20 protein-coding genes are annotated in these 20,475 nt (G+C 70.1%); 14 read left to right on the forward strand and 6 right to left on the reverse strand.

Annotated features, from left to right (window positions below; all coding sequences use genetic code 11):
* Window positions 1–44: 44 nt before the first annotated feature.
* Together GXW78_RS18525 and GXW78_RS18530 are read left to right on the forward strand one after the other, a co-directional pair.
* The gene (locus GXW78_RS18525) at window positions 45–1,010 is read left to right on the forward strand and encodes a Bug family tripartite tricarboxylate transporter substrate binding protein (protein WP_211870334.1); all 966 of its coding nucleotides are present in this window, start codon (window positions 45–47) and stop codon (window positions 1,008–1,010) included.
* Entirely contained in the window at window positions 1,007–1,867 is an 861-nt protein-coding gene (locus GXW78_RS18530; protein ID WP_211870335.1) for a sulfurtransferase, read from the forward strand. Before GXW78_RS18525 ends, GXW78_RS18530 begins: the two co-directional genes overlap by 4 nt.
* Here the strand turns inward: GXW78_RS18530 and GXW78_RS18535 are convergent.
* The 4 genes from GXW78_RS18535 to osmF all read right to left on the reverse strand — a co-directional run bounded on the left by GXW78_RS18535 (window position 1,801) and on the right by osmF (window position 5,571).
* A complete protein-coding gene (locus GXW78_RS18535; RefSeq protein ID WP_211870336.1) occupies window positions 1,801–2,571 on the reverse strand; it encodes an ABC transporter permease in 771 nt (256 codons plus the stop codon). The genes GXW78_RS18530 and GXW78_RS18535 overlap by 67 nt on opposite strands.
* Window positions 2,568–3,500: an ABC transporter ATP-binding protein gene (locus GXW78_RS18540; protein WP_211870337.1), complete on the reverse strand. Its 933-nt coding sequence runs from the start codon at window positions 3,498–3,500 to the stop codon at window positions 2,568–2,570. The genes GXW78_RS18535 and GXW78_RS18540 overlap by 4 nt, the downstream gene beginning before the upstream one ends.
* A complete protein-coding gene (locus GXW78_RS18545; protein WP_338147783.1) occupies window positions 3,497–4,540 on the reverse strand; it encodes an ABC transporter permease in 1,044 nt (347 codons plus the stop codon). Before GXW78_RS18545 ends, GXW78_RS18540 begins: the two co-directional genes overlap by 4 nt.
* A gap of 101 nt (window positions 4,541–4,641) precedes the next feature.
* Entirely contained in the window at window positions 4,642–5,571 is a 930-nt protein-coding gene (gene osmF, locus GXW78_RS18550; RefSeq protein ID WP_211870338.1) for a glycine betaine ABC transporter substrate-binding protein OsmF, read from the reverse strand.
* Between the two features lie 176 nt (window positions 5,572–5,747).
* Here osmF and GXW78_RS18555 point away from each other — a divergent pair, with 176 nt between their 5' ends.
* The 3 genes from GXW78_RS18555 to GXW78_RS18565 all read left to right on the forward strand — a co-directional run bounded on the left by GXW78_RS18555 (window position 5,748) and on the right by GXW78_RS18565 (window position 8,355).
* Window positions 5,748–6,173, forward strand: a complete 426-nt coding sequence (locus GXW78_RS18555; protein ID WP_211870339.1) for a CBS domain-containing protein — start codon at window positions 5,748–5,750, stop codon at window positions 6,171–6,173.
* A gap of 164 nt (window positions 6,174–6,337) precedes the next feature.
* Window positions 6,338–7,555, forward strand: a complete 1,218-nt coding sequence (locus tag GXW78_RS18560) for a CaiB/BaiF CoA transferase family protein (RefSeq protein WP_211870340.1) — start codon at window positions 6,338–6,340, stop codon at window positions 7,553–7,555.
* A gap of 5 nt (window positions 7,556–7,560) precedes the next feature.
* Entirely contained in the window at window positions 7,561–8,355 is a 795-nt protein-coding gene (locus tag GXW78_RS18565) for an enoyl-CoA hydratase (RefSeq protein WP_211870341.1), read from the forward strand.
* A gap of 297 nt (window positions 8,356–8,652) precedes the next feature.
* On the opposite strand, the gene denD is transcribed toward GXW78_RS18565, so the two are convergent.
* Window positions 8,653–9,639, reverse strand: a complete 987-nt coding sequence (gene denD, locus GXW78_RS18570) for a D-erythronate dehydrogenase (RefSeq protein ID WP_211870342.1) — start codon at window positions 9,637–9,639, stop codon at window positions 8,653–8,655.
* Between the two features lie 131 nt (window positions 9,640–9,770).
* Here denD and GXW78_RS18575 point away from each other — a divergent pair, with 131 nt between their 5' ends.
* The 7 genes from GXW78_RS18575 (at window position 9,771) to GXW78_RS18605 (ending at window position 17,321) form a co-directional block, all read left to right on the forward strand.
* Window positions 9,771–10,919 carry a diaminopropionate ammonia-lyase gene (locus GXW78_RS18575; RefSeq protein ID WP_246522371.1) on the forward strand — a complete coding sequence of 383 codons (1,149 nt, stop codon included), beginning with the start codon at window positions 9,771–9,773 and terminating at the stop codon, window positions 10,917–10,919.
* A gap of 71 nt (window positions 10,920–10,990) precedes the next feature.
* Window positions 10,991–12,340 (forward strand): sn-glycerol-3-phosphate ABC transporter substrate-binding protein UgpB, encoded by a 1,350-nt coding sequence (ugpB, locus tag GXW78_RS18580; RefSeq protein WP_211870344.1) that lies wholly within the window; start codon window positions 10,991–10,993, stop codon window positions 12,338–12,340.
* 28 nt (window positions 12,341–12,368) lie between these two features.
* Window positions 12,369–13,250 (forward strand): sn-glycerol-3-phosphate ABC transporter permease UgpA, encoded by an 882-nt coding sequence (gene ugpA, locus GXW78_RS18585; protein ID WP_211870345.1) that lies wholly within the window; start codon window positions 12,369–12,371, stop codon window positions 13,248–13,250.
* On the forward strand, window positions 13,250–14,146 hold the full coding sequence (gene ugpE / locus GXW78_RS18590; protein WP_211870346.1) for a sn-glycerol-3-phosphate ABC transporter permease UgpE: 897 nt from the start codon (window positions 13,250–13,252) through the stop codon (window positions 14,144–14,146). Before ugpA ends, ugpE begins: the two co-directional genes overlap by 1 nt.
* A 3-nt stretch (window positions 14,147–14,149) precedes the next feature.
* Window positions 14,150–15,214: an ABC transporter ATP-binding protein gene (locus tag GXW78_RS18595; RefSeq protein WP_211870347.1), complete on the forward strand. Its 1,065-nt coding sequence runs from the start codon at window positions 14,150–14,152 to the stop codon at window positions 15,212–15,214.
* Window positions 15,215–15,283: 69 nt separating this feature from the next.
* Entirely contained in the window at window positions 15,284–16,255 is a 972-nt protein-coding gene (locus tag GXW78_RS18600) for a Bug family tripartite tricarboxylate transporter substrate binding protein (protein WP_211870348.1), read from the forward strand.
* A gap of 91 nt (window positions 16,256–16,346) precedes the next feature.
* A complete protein-coding gene (locus GXW78_RS18605) occupies window positions 16,347–17,321 on the forward strand; it encodes a Bug family tripartite tricarboxylate transporter substrate binding protein (protein WP_211870349.1) in 975 nt (324 codons plus the stop codon).
* A gap of 19 nt (window positions 17,322–17,340) precedes the next feature.
* Here the strand turns inward: GXW78_RS18605 and GXW78_RS18610 are convergent, their stop codons facing one another.
* Complete coding sequence (locus GXW78_RS18610; protein WP_211870350.1) at window positions 17,341–18,576, reverse strand: ABC transporter substrate-binding protein; 1,236 nt, start codon at window positions 18,574–18,576, stop codon at window positions 17,341–17,343.
* 133 nt (window positions 18,577–18,709) lie between these two features.
* On the opposite strand from GXW78_RS18610, the gene GXW78_RS18615 reads away from it, so the two are divergent.
* Entirely contained in the window at window positions 18,710–19,717 is a 1,008-nt protein-coding gene (locus GXW78_RS18615; protein ID WP_211870351.1) for an NAD(P)H-quinone oxidoreductase, read from the forward strand.
* Window positions 19,718–19,734: 17 nt separating this feature from the next.
* Window positions 19,735–20,475 (forward strand): SDR family NAD(P)-dependent oxidoreductase, encoded by a 741-nt coding sequence (locus GXW78_RS18620; protein ID WP_211870352.1) that lies wholly within the window; start codon window positions 19,735–19,737, stop codon window positions 20,473–20,475.

Consider the following 20,475-nt stretch of genomic DNA (forward strand, 5'->3'; position numbering starts at 1 on the left):
CGGTCATATCGATGACACAACCGACCCGCTGGGGAGACTGCTCGATGTTCCGGAGATCCCTGCTCGCCGCCGGCGCGGGCCTCATTCTGGCGCGCCCGGGCCTGGCGCAGGGGGGCTGGCCGAACCGCCCCATCCGCATGATCGTTCCCTATACGCCCGGCGCGGCGACGGACGCGATGGCACGGCTCGCCGCGCTGAAGCTGCAGGAAAAGCTCGGCGTGACCGTGGTGGTCGAGAACCGCCCGGGCGCCAATGGCGCGATCGGCAGCCAGGCGGTGCTCCAGGCGCCGGCCGACGGCTACACGATCATGGGCTCGGCCTCGATCCACCCGATGGCGCGGTATGTGATGAAGGCCGCGCCCTATGATCCGGTCACGGATTTCATCCCGGTGGCACGCACCGCGCGCGGGCCGCTGGTGCTGGTCATGAACCCGCGCCTGCCGGCGGCGGCGATCCCGCAGGTGGTGGCAGCCGCGAAGGCCGAGCCGGCCAAATGGACCTTCGCGACCTCCTCGCTGGGCTCCGCGGGGCATCTCGGGTCGATCGAGTTCAACCGCATGACCGGCGCGAACATCGAGATCGTCGGCTATCGCGGCTCCGCCCCCGCGCTCACGGATGTCGCGGCGGGCAATGCGCAGCTGATGTTCGACCCGGTGCTGGCGACGCTGCCGATGATCCGCGGCGGGCAGCTGCGCGGCCTCGGCATCGCGACGGCACAGCGCACGCCGCTCGCGCCCGACCTGCCGACCATGGCAGAATCCGGCCTGCCGGGCTTCGAATTCTATTCCTGGTACGGCGTCTGGGCCGCCCGTACGACGCCACGTGAGATCGTAGACCGGATGAACCGGGCCATCGTGGATGCGATGCGCGAACCCGCGGTGGTGGAACGCCTGACCGGCCTCGGCTTCGAACCGGTGGCCGAGACGGTGCCCGAGCTGGAGCGCTTCATCGCCGAGGACGTGGCGCGCAATGCCGAGCTGCTGCGTATCGCGAATTTCCAGCCCGAATGATGCTCACCGTCACCCCCGCCGCGCTGGCGGCCGAACTCGGCACGCCAGGCCTCCTCGTACTGGACGGCAGCGTCTTCCAGCGCCCGTCCCCCGACAATGCGACGATGCTGTCGGAAACGGCGCGCGCATCCTTCGAGAAGTCGCGCATCCCGGGCTCGATACATCTCGATGCGATCGACTGGCTGTGGGACCGCTCGCGGCCCTTCCGCTTCGCGCTGCCCTCGCCGGAAGCCGCGGCGGCCGCATTCGCCGCCCATGGGGTGGGGGAGGGCAGCCGCGTCGTTCTGTATGACCGCGTCGGCGGCAACTGGGCGGCGCGAACCTTCTGGACGCTGCACTGGCTCGGCTTTGACGATGTGCGGGTGCTGGAGGGCGGGCTTGCCGCCTGGAAGGCGGCCGGGCTGCCGGTGGAAAGCGGGCCGGCGCCCGCGCCGGTGCCGGCCGCGAAGCCCTTCGCACCGCGCCTGCGTGCCGCCGCCATTGCTGATCGGGAGGAGGTGCTGGCCGCCCTCGGCGTGCCAGGGGTGGCGGTGGTCAACGCACTCTCGGCCGAGCAGCATGAGGGGCGCGGCGGGCTCACTTATCATCGGCCGGGCCGGATCGCGGGAACGCGAAACCTGCCCGCACCGCTGCTGGCCGACGCCACGCTGCCGCCGGAGGCTGTCGCGGCGCTGGCCGCGCAGGCCGGCATCGGCAGGGAGGACCGGGTCATCGCCTATTGCGGCGGCGGCATCGCCGCCTCGAACCTCGTCTTCAATCTGAAGCGGGCGGGCTGGCGTGACCTCGCGGTCTATGACGGCAGCCTGGACGAATGGGGCCGCGATGCCGCGCTGCCGATGGAGACGGGCCCCGCCTGATCGCGCGGCGCCAGCGCCGCCAGCAGCCCGTCCACCGCGAAGGCCATGAGGCCGGTCAGCACCGCACCCTGCACCACCCAGGCAGGATTGCCGTTGACCAGCCCGGCGATGATCGGCGTGCCGAGGCAGGTCGCGCCAGCCACGGCCCCGACTGCCGCCGTCGCCACGGCGAGCACCGCGGCGACACGCAGCCCGGCGAGGATGGGCGGCGCGGCCAGCGGCAGTTCCACCTGCACCAGCACCTGGCGCGGCGTCATCCCGGCGCCGCGTGCGGCGTCCAACACGTCGGGCGGGACGGTGGCGAGCGCCGCCGTCGTTGCCCGCAGCACCGGCAGCGTCGCGTAGCAGACCAGGGCGAGCAGCGCCGGCGCGGCGCCGAAGCCGACCGCGGGCACCGCGATCGCAATGACGGCGACGGGCGGCACGGCCTGGGCGAAGCCGACCAGCCCGTCGGCGACCTCGCGGACCTCCCGCGCGCCGGGGCGTGTCGCGGCGATGCCGAGGCCAATGCCGATCGCCGCCGCCGGCAGCAGCGAGACCAGGACCAGCCCGCCGTGGCTGAGCGTGAGGCTGAGGAAGGATTCGCGGCGATAGAGCGGCTCGGCGACATCGGGGAACAGCGCCGCGAAGACCGGCGCCGTCAGCGGCAGGACGGCCAGCGCCGCGGCGAAGAGCAGCACCGGCAGCAGTGCCGCGAGCCTCATGCGCGCAACAGGTCGCGCAGGGCGACGACGCCTGCGGGCGCGCCGGATTCGTCGAGCAGCAGCACCGCCTCTGCCCGTGCGGCAAGCATGGCCTCGAGGGCGTCCCGCGCCGTGGCGGTGCGGGGGATGCGCGGCAGCGACGGGGGCGCTTCGCCGCCGGGCGAGGCGAGCGTTGCTGCCTGCGACAGTGCCAGCCGCCGCATCCCGATCGCACCGCCGTCCAGCAGGTCGCGCACGCGCGGATCGGCCGGGGCGTCGAGCAGCTCGCGCGGCGGGCCTTCCTGCAACAGCCGACCATCCGCCATGACCGCGATGCGCGTGGCGAGGGCGAAGGCCTCCTCCACGTCATGCGTCACCAGCAGGATGGTCTTGCCCGTCGCCGCGTGCAGCCGCGCCATTTCCTGCTGGAGGGCCTGGCGGGTGACGGCGTCGAGCGCGCCGAAGGGCTCGTCCATCAGCAGGATGTCGGGATCGGCGGCGAGCGCCCGCGCCACGCCGACGCGCTGCGCCTGACCGCCCGAGAGCTGCGCCGGCAGCCGGTCACGATAGGCGTCGGGATCGAGCCGCAACAGCGCGAGCAATTCATCCACCCGCGCCGCGATGCGCGCCGCGGGCCAGCCGAGCAGGCGGGGCACCGCGCCGATGTTGCGAGCGACCGTCCAATGCGGGAACAGCCCGATCCCCTGGATGACGTAACCGATGCGCCGCCGCAGGGCGGGCGCGGGTTCCGACGCCACGTCGCGCTCGCGCAGCAGCACGCGCCCCGCATCGGGTTCGACCAGCCGGTTGATGGTGCGCAGCGCGGTGGACTTGCCGGCACCGGAGCCGCCCAGCAGCACCGCGAAGGCGGCTTCGGGCACCGTGAGGTCGAGACCATCCAGTGCGGGCGTCGCGCCGAAGGCCTTGCTGACGCCTTCGAAGCGGATCACCGGGCGGCCTCCGGCGTCGGCGACAGGCCGTCTTCCAGCCCGCGCAGCACCGCATCCAGCATCAGGGCCAGGGCCGCGACCGGCAGGGCGCCGAGCAAAATGAGATCGGGCGCGAATTGCCCGAGCCCCTGGAACATCAGGACGCCGAACCCACCCGCGCCGACCAGCGCGCCGAGCGTGACGAGCCCGACCGCCTGCACCGCCGCTACGCGCAGCCCGCCCAGCAACACCGGCGCACCCAGCGGCAGCCGCACGCGCCAGAGCACCTGCGCCGGCGCGAAGCCGAGCCCGCGCGCGGCGTCCACGGCCGCCCCCGGCGCCGCGCCCAGCGCCGCGCGCATCGCCGCCGCGATCGGCAGCAGGAGGTAGAGGAACACGCCGATGACCGCGGGCGCCGCGCCGATGCCGCGCAGCCCGGCCTCGCGCAGCAGTGGTACCGCGCGGCCGAGCGCGGCGAGCGGTTCGATCAGCAGGGCGAACAATGCCATGGCCGGGATGACCTGCAGGGCGGCGAGCAGTCCCATCACGCTCGTCCCGGCGCGTGGCGCGGCGAAGGCGATGGCGCCGCAGGCCGCGCCCACCGCGAGCGCCGGCAGCAGGGCCGCCGCCACGAGTTGCAGATGGCCGGCAAAGGCGACGCGCAGTTCGGGCCCGCGCGCGGCGGCCTCCCGCACCAGGCCCAGGTTGTCGAGCAGGCCAAGAGCCAGCATGGCACCCAGCGCCGCGGCGATGCCGATGGCAACAACCGCGCGGCCGCGCGCGCCCATCGCTGCGCGGCCCGTCGCGAGGCGCGCGGCGAGGAGCAGCGCGCCGATCGCGATCCAGCCACCGGCCGCCGGGCCAAGCCGGGCCGCTTCCGACGAACCGGCCAGTCTGGCAGCGGCGTCACCGAGCGCGCCCAGCAGCGCGCACAGGGCGCCGGCGCAGGCGAGCACCGCGAGCCGGGCAGGCAGCGCTGTCGCCGCGAGAGCGGCCAGCGCGGCGGGGATGAGAAACGCCAGTGCCTCCGCCTCGCCGGGCCCGATCAGCCGGGGCGGCACGATCCGGTTCGGCGCCAGGACGGCGAGGCCCAGCAGCAGCGGGGCAGCGACGGCGGCCAGCAGCAGCGCCGCCTCGATCGGCCCCGCGCGGCGCGCGTGAGTCAGCGGAGCAGCCCGGCGGAGGCGAGATGCGCGCGCGCCACCTCCCGGGCCGGTTGCCCTTCGACGGCGATGCGGGCGTTCAGCCGTTGCAGCACGGTCAGTTCCAGGCTGGCGAAGGCCGGGGCCAGCAGTTCCTCGATCCGGGGATTGGCGCGCAGCACGGCGCCCCGGATCGTCGGCGCCGGATTGTAGACCGGCTGGACGTGTTTGGTGTCCTCGAGCACCGCGAGGTCGAGCGCGGGGATGCCGCCATCGGTTCCGTAGACCATCGCCGCGTTCACGCCGTTCAATTGCTGCGCCGCAGCGCGCATCGTCACCGCCGTGTCGCCGCCGGGCAGCACCAGCAGCCGGTCGGGGGGCAGGGTGAAGCCGTAGGCCTGCTGAAAAGCCGGCAGCGCCGCGGGGCTTTCCACGAACTCCGCCGACGCGGCGAGCTTGAATGGCCGTCCTGCCGCGATATGCGGCGCGAGGTTGTCGAGCGTGCGCAGATTGGCGGAGCGCGCGAGGTCGGCGCGTACCGCGATGGCCCAGGTGTTGTTCGCCGGCGCCGGCCGCAGCCAGGCGATGTCGTTGCGCTGCGCGTCGAGATCCCGGACCTTCTCGTAGCCCGCGCGCGCATCCTTCCATGCGGGGTCCGCCTCCATCTGGAAGAAGAAGGCGCCGTTGCCGGTGTATTCGGGGTAGACGTCTATCTCGCCAGCCAGGATCGCCGTGCGCACGATGCGGGTCGGGCCGAGCGGCACGCGATTCTCCACCCGCATGCCGTTGGTTTCCAGTACCAGCGCGATCATTTGCCCCAACAGGCCGCCTTCCGTGTCGATCTTGCTGGCGACGACGATCGGCCGCGACTGGGCGAGGGAAGGCGTGGCGAGCACCGCCGCGCCTGCCGCCAACGCTCCGCGCCGGGTCATTCCAGGGTCGGGCATCATCTGGCGCTTCCTCCATGCCGATCGGGTGAGACTGCCACGCCTTGCGCCGCCCGTGCGACCCGGCTGGCGGGGCGGCCCGGTGAAATCCGCAACCCGTGATCGGCCGAGGCGCTATAATCCCGAGTGGTACGCGCACCGCCGCGTGCCGCGCCCACCCGTATTGCCGGAGGTCGCCCATGAAGGATCGCCCCCTGATCGACGTCGCGCCGCACCGCGACACGATGTGCCTGCCACCTGACACCACCGTGCAGCAAGCCTGCGCGCGGATGCGGGAGGCCGGCGTCTCGGCCGTGCTGGTCACAGATGACGCCGGCCGCCTGCTCGGCATCTTCACGGGGCGCGACGCGATCTGCCGCATGCTGGCGGAGGGCCACGACTCCGCCGTGACGACGCTCGCTACGGTGATGACGGCGAAGGTCGAGGCGCTGGGCCCGCGCGACCGGGCGATTGATGCACTGCACCTGATGCATGATGGCGGCTTCCGTCACGTGCCGGTGATCGAGCGCGGCCGCGTCGTCGCCCTCGTGCTGCGCAGCGACTTCCGGGCGCTGGAGCGCGCGCAGATCGAGGCGGAGGAAGAGATCTTCGCGACCCTGCGATAGAGTCGTTCCCGCCACCCTCGAACACGTCGCGTTCGGATGGAATCCCCTGGGCTCGCGACGGTGGTCGCAGGAGCGCTGGCTGAGCAGATGCCGCAAGCGAGCGCCGCCTGCTCTAGGCACCTCCGACGCTCCGCCCTAGTCTGCCGAGGGACGGAGGACCGACGATGCCGGAAAGCCATATCGACACCAAGCTCGCCCAGGAGGCCACGCTGCCGCTCGCCGGCATCCGCGTGCTGGACCTTACTCTGGCCCGCGCCGGCCCGACCTGCGTGCGCCACCTGGCCGACTGGGGCGCCGAGGTGATCCGCGTCGAGCCGCCCTCCTTCAACGATGGCCTCGGCGGGTCCCGCGACGGCTACGACTTCCAGAACCTGCACCGCAACAAGCGGTCGATCGCGCTCGACCTGAAGACCGAGGACGGCAAGAAGGCCTTCTTCGAGCTGGCGAAGACCGCCGACGTGCTGGTCGAGAACATGCGCGTGCGCGTGAAGCACCGCCTCGGCATCGCGCCCGAGCAGGTGCACGCGGTGAATCCGCGCCTCGTCTACGCCTCGATCTCCGGCTTCGGCCAGACCGGTCCGTACAGCGAGCGCGCCGGCGTCGACCAGATCGCCCAGGGCATGGGCGGCATGATGACCATCACCGGCGAGAAGGGCCGCGGCCCGATGCGCGCGGGCATCCCCTTCGTCGATCTCACCGCGGGCAACCTCCTTGCGCTCGCCGTGATGATGGCGCTGTGGGAGCGTGAGAAGACCGGCAAGGGCCGCTGGGTGCACACCTCGCTGCTCGAAGCCATGGTGTTCATGCTCGACCTGCAGGCGGCACGCTACCTGATGGATGGCGAGGTGCCCGGCCAGGCCGGCAACGACCATCCGGTGAACATCCCGATGGGCGCCTTCGACACGGCCGACAAGCCGGTGAACATCGCCGCCTCCTCGCCGAAGATGTGGGCGCAGTTCGCCGAGGCGGTGGGCCACAAGGAATGGCTCGAGGTCGAGCAGTGGAAGACCGCCAAGGGCCGCAGCGACGACCGCGCCAACCTCAACGCCGCCATTACCGCGGTCTTCAAGACGCAGCCGTCCGAGCACTGGATCGACCTGCTGGAGCGCATCGGCATCCCTTGCGGCCCGATCAACAAGGTCGATCAGGTCTTCGCCGACCCGCAGGTGCAGCACCTGAAGATGGCGATGCCGATCACCATCCCCGGCCGCGGCGACACGAACCTCGTCTCCACCGCCATCAACATCGAAGGCCATGACAGCCAGGTGCGGCGCATCCCGCCGAAGCTCGGCGAGCATTCGGCCGAGATCCTGAAGGAACATGGCTACAGCGACGACGACGTGGCCCGCCTGCGCGGCCTCGGCGTGATCAGCGGGGCCTGAGCACGATGGAGTTCGCGGACGGCAAGATCCTCGCCGAGATCAAGGACGGCGTCGGGCGCATCACCTTCAACCAGCCCGAGAAGCGCAACGCCATGTCGGTCACGATGTGGGCCGGCATGGGCGAGGCGCTCGACCTGTTCGAGGCCGATGCTTCCGTCCGCTGCGTGGTGCTGACCGGTGCCGGGGACAAGGCCTTCGTCTCCGGCGCCGACATCAGCCAGTTCGACAAGCTGCGCTCGGATGCCGATGCGCAGCGCGAATACAGCCGGCAGACGGCGGGCGGGCGGCTTAAGCTCGCCACCTTCCCCAAGCCGGTCATCGCGGAGATCCGCGGCTTCTGCATGGGCGGCGGGCTTGGCATCGCCATGTCCTGCGACATCCGCATCGCCGCCGAGGGCAGCCAGTTCGGCATCCCGGCCGCGAGGCTCGGCATCGCCTACGGCTTCGACATGGTGCGGCACCTGGTCGCGCTCGTCGGCCCGGCGCATGCCAACATGATCCTGATGACCGGCGAACGCTTCCCGGCCGAGGAAGCCCAGCGCGTCGGCCTGATCAACAAGGTGGTGCCGGCCGATGCCCTGACCGCCGAGATCGCGAAGCTGACCGCGACGCTCGCGGTGAATGCGCCGCTGTCGCTCTACGCGAACAAGCGCACGGTGCAGGCGGTGCTGCAGGACCGGGCGGACCGCGACATCGCAGCGATCAACGCGGCGATGGCCGCGTGCTTCGACAGCGCGGACTACCAGGAAGGCCGCAAGGCGTTCATGGAAAAGCGGAAGCCGGCATTCCAGGGGCGGTGACCGACCGCGCGGCGGGTGGCCGGAAAGGGGCTTTGCCCCTCTCCGGACCTCTCCCCAGCAAAGGCCGAAGGGCCTTTGCAAACCTCAATCCGGCGTTGGGCAGGTCAGTTCATCGGACAGGGTGAGGTGGCGTTGTACGCCCGTCGGAGTGCGCGGTTTTGCGCGAACGGTACCGCTCACGGGCACGGCGCCACCGTTTTTCCAGGCGCCCCCGTCGTGCCCGGCGCCAAGTCCAGGTTTCCAAAGGCCCTTCGGCCTTTGGCGGGGAGGGTTCGGGAGGGGCAGAGCCCCTCCTGATCACCCGATCCCCCGTTCCGTCTTCGTCGCGGCCAGGTCGTCCTCGATGAACGCCTGCACCAGATCCTCCAGCGACTCCTGCTCGACGAAGCCGACGCGCCGGGCGCGAGCCGGGTCGAAGGCCGCGGGCCAGCCGACGACGATGTCGTAGACTTCCCGGTCGAAGGCGAAACCCACCTTCTCCCGTGCTTCCGTGCCGGCCACTGCCTCCAGCGCTTCCAGCATCTTCGCGACCGTCGCGCTGCGGCCTGGCGGGTTGATGCCGCGATCGGCGCCGAGCGGCACCGTGTCCATCGTCGCCGCGTGCAGGAACCATTCCATCGCGCTGCGCGGCGAGCAGATCCACACGGCGAATTCCGGCGGGACGGGGCAGTCGGTCGACAGCCCCAGCAGCGGCTCACGCACCACGGCCGAGACGAAGGACGATGCCGCCTTGTTCGGCCGCCCGGGCCGCACCATCACCGTCGGCAGGCGGATGTTGACGGCATCGAGGAAGCCCTTGCGCGTCGCATCCTGCAGCAGCAATTCGCCGATCGCCTTCTGCGCGCCATAGGAATTCGTCGGCACCTGCCGCCCGTCATCCGGCACCACCGCATCCTGCCCGCCCCCGAAGGAGGCGACGGAGGAGGTGAAGATCACCCGCGGCTTCGTGCCCAGCGCGCGGCAGGCGGCAAGCACCGCCAGCGTCCCGTGCAGGTTTACCTTCAGCCCGAGATCGAAATCCGCCTCCGCCGCCGCGCTGACCACGGCGGCCAGGTGGAAGACCACCTGTGTCCCGGCCGGGATCGCCGCGGCCACGGCGGCCGTATCGGCGACATCGCCGCCAAGGCAAGTGACGGGGAAGGGCGCATCGATCGCGGCGGGCGCGGCCAGGTCGAACAGCGTCAGCCCTGTGATCGGCTTCCCGCCAAGCGTGCCGTCCCTGGCGAGCCGCGCGGCCAGCTTCTTCCCGAGGAAACCGCCGCCGCCGAGAATGGTGATGCGCATGGTCGCTCCCGTCCCTGAGCCGGTCACGTTGCGCCGCCGCGGCCAAGGCGCCAAGCCCCGCCCAAGGCTTGACCGCGCCCCCGGCGCGGGCGCATGGCCGGGGTATGATCCCGACCCGTCCATTCCGCTTCATGATGAACCGTCGCCACGGCACGCCGGGCGTCGTGGTGCTTCCCGATTCGGGCTTCCGCCGCGCGCAGGAGGAGATCGCCTCCTGGCCGGGCCATGCGCAGACGCCGCTGGTCGAACTGCCCGATGTCGCCGTCGCGGCAAGGGTCGGCGCCGTGGCCTACAAGCATGAGGCAACGCGCTTCGGTCTCGGGTCCTTCAAGGCGCTCGGCGGTGCCTACGCCGTGATGCGGCTGCTGCAGGCCGAGCTCGCGAAGCGCGGCGTGGCGAACGCCGCGACCGCGGCCGAGCTGATGGAGGGCAAGTACAAGGACGCGACGAAGGCGATCACCGTCTGCTGTGCGACCGACGGCAATCACGGCCGCTCGGTCGCCTGGGGCGCGAAGCTGTTCGGCGCCGCCTGCGTCATCTTCGTGCACGAACATGTCAGCCAGGGCCGTCGCGACGCCATCGCGAAGTATGGCGCCGAGATTCGCGTCGTCCCCGGCAACTACGATGATGCGGTGCGTGAGGCGCAGAAGCAGGCCGACGCGAACAAGTGGTTCGTCGTCTCCGATACCTCCTATCCGGGCTATACCGAGGTGCCGCGCGACGTGATGCAGGGCTACCGCGTCATGGCGGAGGAGGCGGCGACGCAGTTCGGCGCCGCGCCGACGCATGTCTTCATCCAGGGCGGCGTCGGCGGCGTCGCGGCCGCCGTCTCGGCGCAGATGCGCGCGCGCTTCGGCACCGGCGTGCGCATCGTCGTCGTCGAGCCCGAGAAGGCGGCATGCCTTCTCGCCAGCGCCGAGGCCGGGGAGCCCGTCTCGGTGCCCGGCGACCTCGACACGCTGATGGCCGGTCTCGCCTGCGGCGAGCCCTCGCTGCTCGCCTGGCAGGAACTGGAACGCGCCGCCTTCGCCTTCATGGCTGTGCCGGACGAGTCCGCGGTGGACTGCATGAAGGTACTGGATGCCCGGACGCCGGTCGTCGTGGCGGGGGAGAGTGCAGTCGCCGGTCTCGCCGGGCTGCTGCTTGCTGCCGGCGAACCATTCGCACGCGCAGCATTGGGCCTCGAATCCGACAGCCGCATCGTGCTGTTCGGCACCGAGGGCGCGACCGACCCCGAGGTTTATGCGCGCCTTGTCGGTCACGCCCCTTCATCGGATTGACATCGATCTGTAATCTCTCCGCAAAATGGCGCGGCTAAGCCGCCGCATCGCCACTGGGAGAGGACGACGCTATGCACCGCCGTACATTGCTGACCGGGGCGATGTCCCTGGGTGTCGCCGCGCCCGCGCTGGGCCAGACCCAGCCGACCGAGATCCAGTTCTGGCACGGCCTCGCCCAGCCGCTTGGCGGCATGCTGGAAAAGCGCGCCACGGATTTCAACGCGACGCAGCAGCGCTTCAAGATCGTGCCCACCTTTCGCGGCTCCTACCCGGAGACGATGGTCGCCGCGATCGCCGCCTTCCGCGCCAACAATGCCCCGCACATCGTCCAGATGTTCGAGGTCGGCACCGGTACGATGATGAACGCCGGCCGCGCGGTGAAGCCGGTGCATGAGCTGCTGGCCGAAACCGGCGTGCAGATCGACTTCGACGACTACCTGCCCGGCGTGCGCGGCTACTACAGCCTGTCGGACGGTCGGATGATGTCGATGCCGTTCAACAGCTCGACCACCATCGTCTGGTACAACAAGGACGCCTTCCGCGCCGCCGGGCTCGACCCCGACAAGTTCCCCGAGCACTGGCAGCAGGTCGCGGAGATGCTGCCGAAGCTGAAGGGCGCCGCCGGCACGCAGGTGCCGATGAGCACCGCTTGGCTGACCTGGGCGCATGTCGAGAACTTCTCGGCGATCCACGACATCCCGCTCGCCACGCTGGCGAACGGCTTCGGCGGCCTCGGCACCGAGCTGCAGATCAACAACCCGCTGGTGCAGCGCCACATGGCGAACCTGGTCCAGTGGCAGAAGGACAGCCTGTTCCGTTACGGCGGCCGCAACAACGCCGGCGAGCCCGCCTTCCCGAACGGGGAGGCGGCGATCATGTTCACCTCCTCCGGCTTCCGCGCCCGCGTGCAGCGTGAGGCCCGCTTCAACTGGGGCGTGGCGATGCTGCCCTATTACGAGGGCACGCCGCGCGCGCCGATCAACTCGATCATCGGCGGTGCGAGCCTCTGGGTGATGAACAAGGGGCCCGCCGCCGGCGGCGGACGCTCGCGCGACGAGTTCCAGGGCGTGGCGGAGTTCTTCAAGTACCTGTCGAACCCCGAGGTCGATGCGCAGTGGCACATGGACACCGGCTATGTCCCGGTGCGCCGCGCCTCCTACGCCATCGCGCGGGAGAAGGGCTTCTACCGCGACAACCCCGGCGCCGACGTGCCGATCGAGCAGCTGCTGCGCGGCGGCGGCACGCTGACCGACAACAGCCGCGGCATCCGCCTGGGCGGCTTCGTCGAGATCCGCACCATCATGGAGGAGGAGATGGAGCGCGCCTTCCAGGGCCAGCAGACGGCCCAGCAGGCACTCGCCAACGCCACGACGCGCGGCAACCAGGTGCTGCGCAACTTCGAACGCGCGAATCGCGGCTGATGACGCATCCGTCGCCGCGGGGGATGGCATGAGAAAGAAGGTCATCTTCCGCGGCGTCGCGCTGCCCTATCTGCTGCTGCTGCCGCAGCTTCTCATCACCGCGGTCTTCTTCTTCTGGCCGGCGGGGATGGCGGTCTGGCAGTCCACCCAGCGCGAGGACGCCTTCGGGCTCAGCTCCGAATTCGTCGCGCTGGAGAATTTCACCGACCTGTTCCGCGACCCGATCTACCTGAACGCGGCGTGGAACACGGCGGTCTTCTCGACCGCGGTCGCCGCGCTTGCGCTCGGCGCGGCGCTGTTCCTAGCGGTGCAGGCGGACAAGCAGATCCGCGCGGCGGGCCTCTACAAGACGCTGCTGATCTGGCCCTATGCCGTGGCACCCGCGCTTGCCGCCGTGCTTTGGCTGTTCATCTTCCACCCGTCGATCGGGCTGGTGGGACGGGGCTTCGCCGCCATCGGCATCAACTGGGACTACCGGGTGAATGGCGGGCAGGCGATGACCATGGTCATCATCGCGGCGGCGTGGAAGCAGGTGTCCTACAACTTCATCTTCTTCCTGGCGGGGCTGCAGTCGATCCCGACCTCGGTGCTGGAAGCCGCGGCGATCGACGGCGCGCGGCCGATGCGCCGCTTCTGGACGGTGATCTTCCCGCTGTTGTCACCCACCGCCTTCTTCCTGCTGGTGGTGAACCTGGTCTACGCCTTCTTCGACACCTTTGGCGTGATCCACGCACTGACGCGCGGCGGGCCCGGCAACGCGACGGAGACGCTGATCTACAAGGTCTATGTGGACGGCGTGCAGAACCTGAACTTCGGGTCTTCCGCCGCGCAATCGGTGATCCTGATGGTCATCGTGATCGGCCTGACGGCCATCCAGTTCCGCTTCATCGAACGCCGGGTGCACTACTGATGTCGGGTACGGCCATCGATGTCGAACGCCTCGCCGCGGCGGCCCGCCGACGCAAGGCACGGGACCGCTTCTTCACCTATCTCGCCCTGACCCTCGGCGTGATCGTCTTCGCCCTGCCGATCTGGATCACCCTCGTCGGGTCCACCCACGACACCGACACGATCGGGCGCGGCGACGTGCCGCTGCTGCCGGGGACCGAGGCACTGAACAACTACGCCCATGCCTGGGCGCAGGGCGGCGGCGGGCGCAACACCTTCGCCGTGCCGGCCTCCACCATGTTGTGGAACAGCCTGATCATGGCGCTGGTGATCGCCGTCGGAAAGATCGCGATCTCCCTGCTGTCGGCCTTCGCCGTGGTATTCTTCTCCTTCCCGCTGCGAATGTTCTTCTTCTGGATGATCTTCATCACCCTGATGCTGCCGGTCGAGGTGCGCATCATCCCCACCTTCCAGGTGATGACCGATCTGTCGCTGATCGACACGATGACGGGCCTGACCCTGCCGCTGATCGCGTCGGCCACCGCGACTCTGCTGTTCCGCCAATTCTTCCTGACCATTCCGGACGAGTATGTGGAAGCCGCCAAGGTCGACGGCGCCGGCCCCATGCGGTTCTTCAAGGATGTCGTGCTGCCGCTGTCGGTCACCAGCATGGCGGCGCTGTTCGTCATCCAGTTCATCTACGGTTGGAATCAGTATCTCTGGCCGCTGCTGATGGTCTCGGACCGGGACCTCGAGACCGTCATCGTCGGGCTGACCAAGATGATCGGCATCGGCGACACGCAGAATGAGTGGAACCTGATCATGACCACGGCGGTCTTCGCCCTGCTGCCGCCGGTCGCCGTGGTGGTGCTGATGCAGCGCTGGTTCATCAAGGGCCTGACCGAGACGGAGAAATAGCGCGTGGCCAGTCTCGACATCGAGGGCGTGACGAAGTCCTTTGGCGCAACCAAGGTCCTGCATGGCATCGACCTCGCCATCCGCGACGGCGAGATGGTGGTGATCGTCGGCGCCTCCGGCTGCGGCAAGTCAACGCTGCTGCGCATCGTCGCCGGCCTCGAGAGCCCGACCGGCGGCGCCGTGCTGATCGACGGCGTCAACGTCACGCCGCTGGAACCGGCCGACCGCGACATCGCCATGGTCTTCCAGACCTATGCGCTCTATCCGCACATGTCGGTCTTCGACAACATGGCCTATGGCCTGAAGATCCGCGGCCTGCCGAAGGATGAGATCCGCCGCCGCGTCCAGGAAGCCGCCGACCTGCTCTCCATCGGCCAACTCCTCGACCGCAAGCCGCGCCAGCTCTCCGGCGGCCAGCGCCAGCGCGTCGCCATGGGCCGCGCCATCGTGCGCCACCCCAAGCTGTTCCTGTTCGACGAGCCGCTGTCCAACCTGGACGCCAAGCTCCGCGTGCAGATGCGCGCCGAGATCCGCCGGCTGCAGAAGCGGCTCTCCGTTACCTCGCTGTTCGTCACGCATGACCAGGTCGAGGCGATGACGCTGGGCGACCGGCTGGTCGTGATGCATGAGGGCCGCGCGGCGCAGATCGGCACGCCGATGGAGGTATGGTCGAAGCCCGCCGACACCTATGTCGCGAGCTTCATCGGCAGTCCGGCGATGAATTTCCTCGCGGCGACCCTCGTGGAAGGCGGTGCTGCCGCGCGCCTCGCCAATGGCACCGTCTGGCCCCTGACGGACGGGGCGCGCGCGGGCGGGGAGGGCCGCCCGGTCACCATCGGCATCCGCCCCGAACACCTGATGCCGGACCCCGCGGCCGGCCTGCTCATCGCGGTCGAACTCGCCGAGCCGCTCGGCTCGGAGACCGTCCTGCACGGCCGCCTCGCGGACGGCACCACGCTCACCGCGCGCATCGCCGGCGTCGCGACGGCGGAGGCGATCCGCGTCTCCCCCGAGCCCGGCACGCTGCACGTCTTCGACGCCGAGACGGGCAAGCGCGTCGTTCCTTGACGCCACCGGCGCGTCCTCCCGACACTGTGCGCGATGCGGGCATCTGACCCGCCACGGGAGGATACCGCCATGAAGCGCCGCCACGTCCTGCAGCTCGCCGCCCTCACGCCTGCCGCCGCCGCGCAGGCGCAGACGGCCGCCTGGCCGACCCAGCCCGTGCGCATGGTCATTCCCTTCGCGGCGGGTGGCCCCACCGACGTGGTCGGCCGGCTGCTGGCCGACAGGATGAGCGAGTTCCTGCCCCAGCGCGTCGTGGTGGAGAACCGCACCGGCTCCGGCGTCGTCATCGGCACGGAAGTCGTTGCGAAATCCCCCAAGGACGGGTCGGTCATCCTCTACAACACGATCGCCCACGCGGTGCTGCGCGCGCTGTTCCCGCGCCTGTCCTTCGATCCGGTCGGGGATTTCACGCCGGTCGCGCTGTGCGGCCAGATCCCGATGATCATGCTCGTGCATCCGTCGCTCGGCGTTTCGAATGCGCAGGAACTGATCGCCCTGCTGCGCGCGAATCCGGGCAAGTACGACTATGCCAGCAGCGGCAATGGCGGCGCGGTGCACCTCGCGACCGAACTGCTCTGGCATCAGGCGGGCGGGCTGCGCGTGAACCACGTGCCCTATCGCGGTTCCAGCCAGGCGATGGCCGATGTGCTGTCGGGCCGCATTCCCATCATCATGGATGTCGCCGCGGGCGCGGTGCCGTACCTTCAGCGCGGCGAACTGCGCGCCATCGGCATCAGCGACATGCAGCGCAATCCGGCGGCGCCGAGCGTGCCGACCTTCAACGAACAGGGCGTCACGGGCTTCGTCGCCTACACCTGGCACATGGTGCTGGTACCGGCCGGCACGCCGGAGCCGATCGTCACGGCGATGAACGCGGCCATCAACCGTGCGCTGAACTTGCCCGGCGTGAAGGAACGGCTGCAGGAACTGACCATGACCGTGGTCTCCGACAGCACGCCGGCGAGCGCGAAGGCGTTCCTCGATGCCGAGATCGCGAAGTGGGAACCGATCATCCGCAGCGCCAACATCACCGCCAATTGATGATTTCGATTCCGGTGTAACGACGGGTTTCTCCTGGTTGACGGGTTCGACGTCGCCCGCCAAGTGTCCCCGCATCTGGGAGAACCCAAACATGAACCGTCGTAACCTACTGGGCCTCGGCGCTGCCGCGGCCCTTGCCCCTGTTGCCGCCCGGGCCCAGGGCCCCGCTTGGCCGACGCAGCCCGTGCGGTTGGTCGTACCCTTCGCCGCGGGCGGGCCGACCGATATTCCGGCGCGCCTCTTCGCCGACGAGATCTCGAAGATCCTGCCGCAGCGCATGATCGTCGAGAACCGCACCGGCGCCGGGGTGGTCGTCGGCACCGACGCGGTGGCCAAGGCGCCAAAGGACGGCAGCGCACTGCTCTACACGACTGTCGCGCATTCCGTGCTGCGGCCGCTTTTCCCGCGCCTGCCTTTCGATCCGGTGGCGGATTTCGCGCCCGTCTCGCTGATCGGCGTGATCCCGATGGTGATCACGGTCAACAAGGACTTCCCGGCCCGGACGCTGCAGGAACTGATCGAGAAGCTGCGTGCCGAGCCCGGCAAGCATGACTACGCCAGCAGCGGCAATGGCGGCGCACTGCACCTCGCGAGCGAGCTCCTGCTGCGCCGCGCGAATGTCCGTGCCAACCACGTGCCCTATCGCGGCACCGCGGCGGCGATGCCGGATGTGCTGAACGGCACCATCCCCATCATCGTCGACGTCGCGACGACGACGCTGCCGTTCGTTCAGCGCGGGGAAACGCGCGCGCTCGCCGTGATGGACAGCCAGCGCCTGCCGCAGCTGCCGGACGTCCCGACCACGGCCGAGGCCGGGTTTCCTGGCCTCGAGGCCTATACCTGGCACATGGTGCTCGGCCCGGCGGGAACGCCCGATCCGATCATCAACGCCGCGGCGGACGCCTTCGGTCGCGTGGCCAAGGAACAGAGCGTGCGCACGCGCCTGTCCGACCTCGCCATGCGCGTCGTGGACGACCAGTCGCCTGCCTATGCGAAGTCCTGGCTCGATTCCGAGCGGACCAAGTGGGAGGCGATCATCCAGGAAGCCGGGATCCGCGTGGACTGACTGGCGCCGGCCGCCGCCGTCAGCCCGGCGGCGGCCCGCCCATCCGCCCGCGCGCCTGCGCCACCGCCGCCTCCTGCGGGGCGATGGCGACCTGGGTCCCGTCCTGCCATTGCAGCAGCATCGGCTTCGCGCGCGTGTTCTGTCCGCGCTCGTCGAAGCGCATGCCCCAGCCGTTGGCGATCGTTCCCTCCGCCATCTCGGTCGCCAGCACGGCGGCACGGACGCGGTCCTTGTCCATGCCGCCCGCGCGCTGGATGGCATCCAGGAACACTCTCGCCCCGACATAATTCGTCAGCGAATGGCCGGATCGCGGCTCCGACCCGTAGCGCCGCTTGTACAGCTCCACGAAGGCGGTGACGCCCGGCGCGTAGCGCTCGTTCACCGCGAACTGCGTGAAGTCCACATTCATCACGCCGTTGGAGGCGGGGCCGATGGCGCGGGGCGTCTCGCTCAACGAGTAGCCCGCACCGGCGCCAATCACCATGCGCGGTTTCCAGTTCGCTTCCTGCATGCCGCGGAAGAACAGCAGGATGTCGTTCTGATAACCGGTGTGCAGCACGATCTCGGCATTCGCGCCTCGCAGGCGCTGGATCGCCGAGGTCAGCTCGGTCGCCCGCACCGAGTAGGCGAGCTTCTCGACGAGGTTCAGCCCACGCGCACGAAGCTGCTGTTCCTGGAAGCCGGCAACGGTCTGGCCGTACAGCCCGTCCTCATGCAGCACGGCGATGCGCAGCGTCGTGGGGTCGGCGCCATAGAGCGGCGCGAGCGCATCGACGATGGCGGCGCCCGCCGTCGCGGCGAAGTCCGATGCGCGCGGACAGCTGCGAAAGACGTAGCGAAGCCCGCGCTCCGTGATCGGATCCGCGATGGCACCCAATTCGAAATAGGGGATGCCCTGCGGCTCGGTCACTTGCGTCGCGGCGAAGCTCAGGCCCGAGGCGAAGGTGCCGAACACCGCCGGGACGCGTTCGGCACCCATCAGCCGGCGCACCTCAGCGATGGCCTGCCCCTGGTCGACCGCATCGCCTTGCGCCAGGCGAAGCTGTCGTCCGAGCACGCCGCCGGCCGCGTTACGTTCCTCCGCCGCGATCTCGAGGCCGCGGAAGCTCTCGTCGCCCAGCAGGGCCAGTGGGCCGGTGAATGGGAACAGCGCGCCGAGCTTGAGCTCCTGCGCCTGCTGCGCCGCGGCGAGGCCCGGCGCCGCGAGCGCGGCGGCAAGGCCCGCCAGCAGCGGGCGGCGACGGAACTGCGGCATGCTGTCCTCCCGGTGCGCGACCTCGGGCGCGATGTTTCCGCGCCACGGCGCTCCGTGGCAAGCCCACCATCCGCTTGACGGACCTGCGCCCCGGAGAGATTGGTCGCGAGACGCTAGGAAAGGGATGATGCGCATGGCCAGCCTGCCGCAGGAGATGACGATCATCGATCACGGCGCCGGCGGTGGGCCGGAGGTGATGCAGGTCGCGCGCGCCCCCGTTCCGACACCGCAACCGGACGAGGTGCTGATCCGCGTCATGGTCACGGGTGTGAACCGCCCCGACGTGGCGCAGCGCGGCGGCAGCTATCCCCCGCCGCCCGGCGCCAGCCCCGTCATGGGCCTGGAATGCGCGGGTGAGGTGGTGGCGGTTGGCGCGGCGGCCACCCGCTACAAGCCCGGCGACCGCGTCTGCGCCCTGACCAATGGCGGCGCCTATGCCGAGTACTGCACGGCGCCCGAGGCGCAGACGCTGCCCTGGCCGGCCGGCTACGACGCGACGCGCGCCGCCGCGTTGCCCGAGACCTTCTTCACGGTCTGGGCCAATCTGTTCGGCCACGGCCGGCTGCAGGATGGCGAGACCGTGCTGATCCATGGCGGCACCTCCGGCATCGGCGTCACCGCCATCCAGCTGGCCAAGGCGTTCGGCGCGCGGGTCTTCGCCACGGCGGGGAGCGACGACAAGTGCGCGGCCTGCCTGCGCCTGGGCGCCGATGCCGCGATCAACTACCGCACGCAGGACTTCGCCGAGGAAGTCCGCAGCCTGACCGGGAAGAAGGGCGTCGACGTCATCCTCGACATGGTCGGCGGGTCGTATTTCCAGCGCAACCTTCGCAGCCTTGCCATGGATGGGCGCCTGGTGCTGATCGCCTTCCTCGGCGGGCCGGAGGCGGAGAAGGCCGATCTCCGCCCGATCATGGTGAAGCGCCTGACCGTCACGGGCAGCACGATGCGGCCGCGCACCACGATGCAGAAGGGCAAGCTCGCCGCCGCGCTGGAAGCCAAGGTCTGGCCGATCCTCGCCAAGGGCGCCTGCGGGCCGGAGATTTTCCGCGTCTTCCCGCTCGCCGAGGCCGCCGAGGCGCATCGGCTGATGGAAAGCAGCACGCATATCGGCAAGATCATGCTGAAGGTCGCCGACTGACCAACGGAGAGGGCACCATGTTCGACCTGACCGGCAAGGTCGCCCTGATCACCGGCGCCAATGGCGGTATTCCGCGCGCGACGGCGGCACTGTTCCGCCGCCTCGGTGCGCATCTGGTGCTGACCGATCTCGACCCCGTCGCGATCGACGCCTTCGCCGCCACGTTGCCGCCCGGCGAGGCGCGCATCGTGACCGCGCGCGCCGACGTCGCTCAGGCGGCCGAGGTGGATGCGGCGATGGAATTAGCCGCCCGCGAATTTGGCGGCATCGACATCCTCGTGACCGGCGCCGGCCTCTATGTCGAGCAGGAGGTCACGGCCATGACGGATGCCGACTGGCGGCGCACCGTCGCGGTCAATCTGGACGGCGTGTTCCATGCCTGCCGCGCCGCGATGCCGCTGCTGCGGAGCGGCGGGTCGATCGTCAACATGGCGTCCATGGCCGGGCATCGCGGCTCGGTGCGGCATGCGCACTACGCAGCCTGCAAGGCTGCGGTCCTTGGCTTCACGCGGTCGCTGGTGCATGAGCTCAGCCCGCGTGGCATCCGCGCCAACTGCGTCTCGCCCGGCATCATCGCGACGCCGATGACGGAGGAGATCATGGCGCGCAACGGCGCCGCGCTTCTCGCCGCGACACCGATGCGCCGCTTCGGCTCGCCCGAGGAAGTCGCCTCGGCCATCGCCTTCCTCGCCTCCGACGCTGCCGCCTTCGTCACCGGCGAGACGATTCACATCAATGGCGGCCTCTACATGGACTGA

Source organism: Neoroseomonas terrae, from assembly GCF_018129025.1.
GTDB classification, from domain to species: domain Bacteria; phylum Pseudomonadota; class Alphaproteobacteria; order Acetobacterales; family Acetobacteraceae; genus Neoroseomonas; species Neoroseomonas terrae.

Bases quoted from the DNA above. Each gene is read 5' to 3' on its own strand.
- GXW78_RS18525 (WP_211870334.1), top strand. From the start codon at position 45: ATGTTCCGGAGATCCCTGCTCGCCGCCGGCGCGGGCCTCATTCTGGCG.
- GXW78_RS18530 (WP_211870335.1), top strand. From the start codon at position 1,007: ATGATGCTCACCGTCACCCCCGCCGCGCTGGCGGCCGAACTCGGCACG.
- GXW78_RS18535 (WP_211870336.1), bottom strand. From the start codon at position 2,571: ATGAGGCTCGCGGCACTGCTGCCGGTGCTGCTCTTCGCCGCGGCGCTG.
- osmF (WP_211870338.1), bottom strand. From the start codon at position 5,571: ATGATGCCCGACCCTGGAATGACCCGGCGCGGAGCGTTGGCGGCAGGC.
- GXW78_RS18555 (WP_211870339.1), top strand. From the start codon at position 5,748: ATGAAGGATCGCCCCCTGATCGACGTCGCGCCGCACCGCGACACGATG.
- GXW78_RS18560 (WP_211870340.1), top strand. From the start codon at position 6,338: ATGCCGGAAAGCCATATCGACACCAAGCTCGCCCAGGAGGCCACGCTG.
- GXW78_RS18565 (WP_211870341.1), top strand. From the start codon at position 7,561: ATGGAGTTCGCGGACGGCAAGATCCTCGCCGAGATCAAGGACGGCGTC.
- denD (WP_211870342.1), bottom strand. From the start codon at position 9,639: ATGCGCATCACCATTCTCGGCGGCGGCGGTTTCCTCGGGAAGAAGCTG.
- GXW78_RS18575 (WP_246522371.1), top strand. From the start codon at position 9,771: ATGATGAACCGTCGCCACGGCACGCCGGGCGTCGTGGTGCTTCCCGAT.
- ugpB (WP_211870344.1), top strand. From the start codon at position 10,991: ATGCACCGCCGTACATTGCTGACCGGGGCGATGTCCCTGGGTGTCGCC.
- ugpA (WP_211870345.1), top strand. From the start codon at position 12,369: ATGAGAAAGAAGGTCATCTTCCGCGGCGTCGCGCTGCCCTATCTGCTG.
- ugpE (WP_211870346.1), top strand. From the start codon at position 13,250: ATGTCGGGTACGGCCATCGATGTCGAACGCCTCGCCGCGGCGGCCCGC.
- GXW78_RS18600 (WP_211870348.1), top strand. From the start codon at position 15,284: ATGAAGCGCCGCCACGTCCTGCAGCTCGCCGCCCTCACGCCTGCCGCC.
- GXW78_RS18605 (WP_211870349.1), top strand. From the start codon at position 16,347: ATGAACCGTCGTAACCTACTGGGCCTCGGCGCTGCCGCGGCCCTTGCC.
- GXW78_RS18610 (WP_211870350.1), bottom strand. From the start codon at position 18,576: ATGCCGCAGTTCCGTCGCCGCCCGCTGCTGGCGGGCCTTGCCGCCGCG.
- GXW78_RS18615 (WP_211870351.1), top strand. From the start codon at position 18,710: ATGGCCAGCCTGCCGCAGGAGATGACGATCATCGATCACGGCGCCGGC.
- GXW78_RS18620 (WP_211870352.1), top strand. From the start codon at position 19,735: ATGTTCGACCTGACCGGCAAGGTCGCCCTGATCACCGGCGCCAATGGC.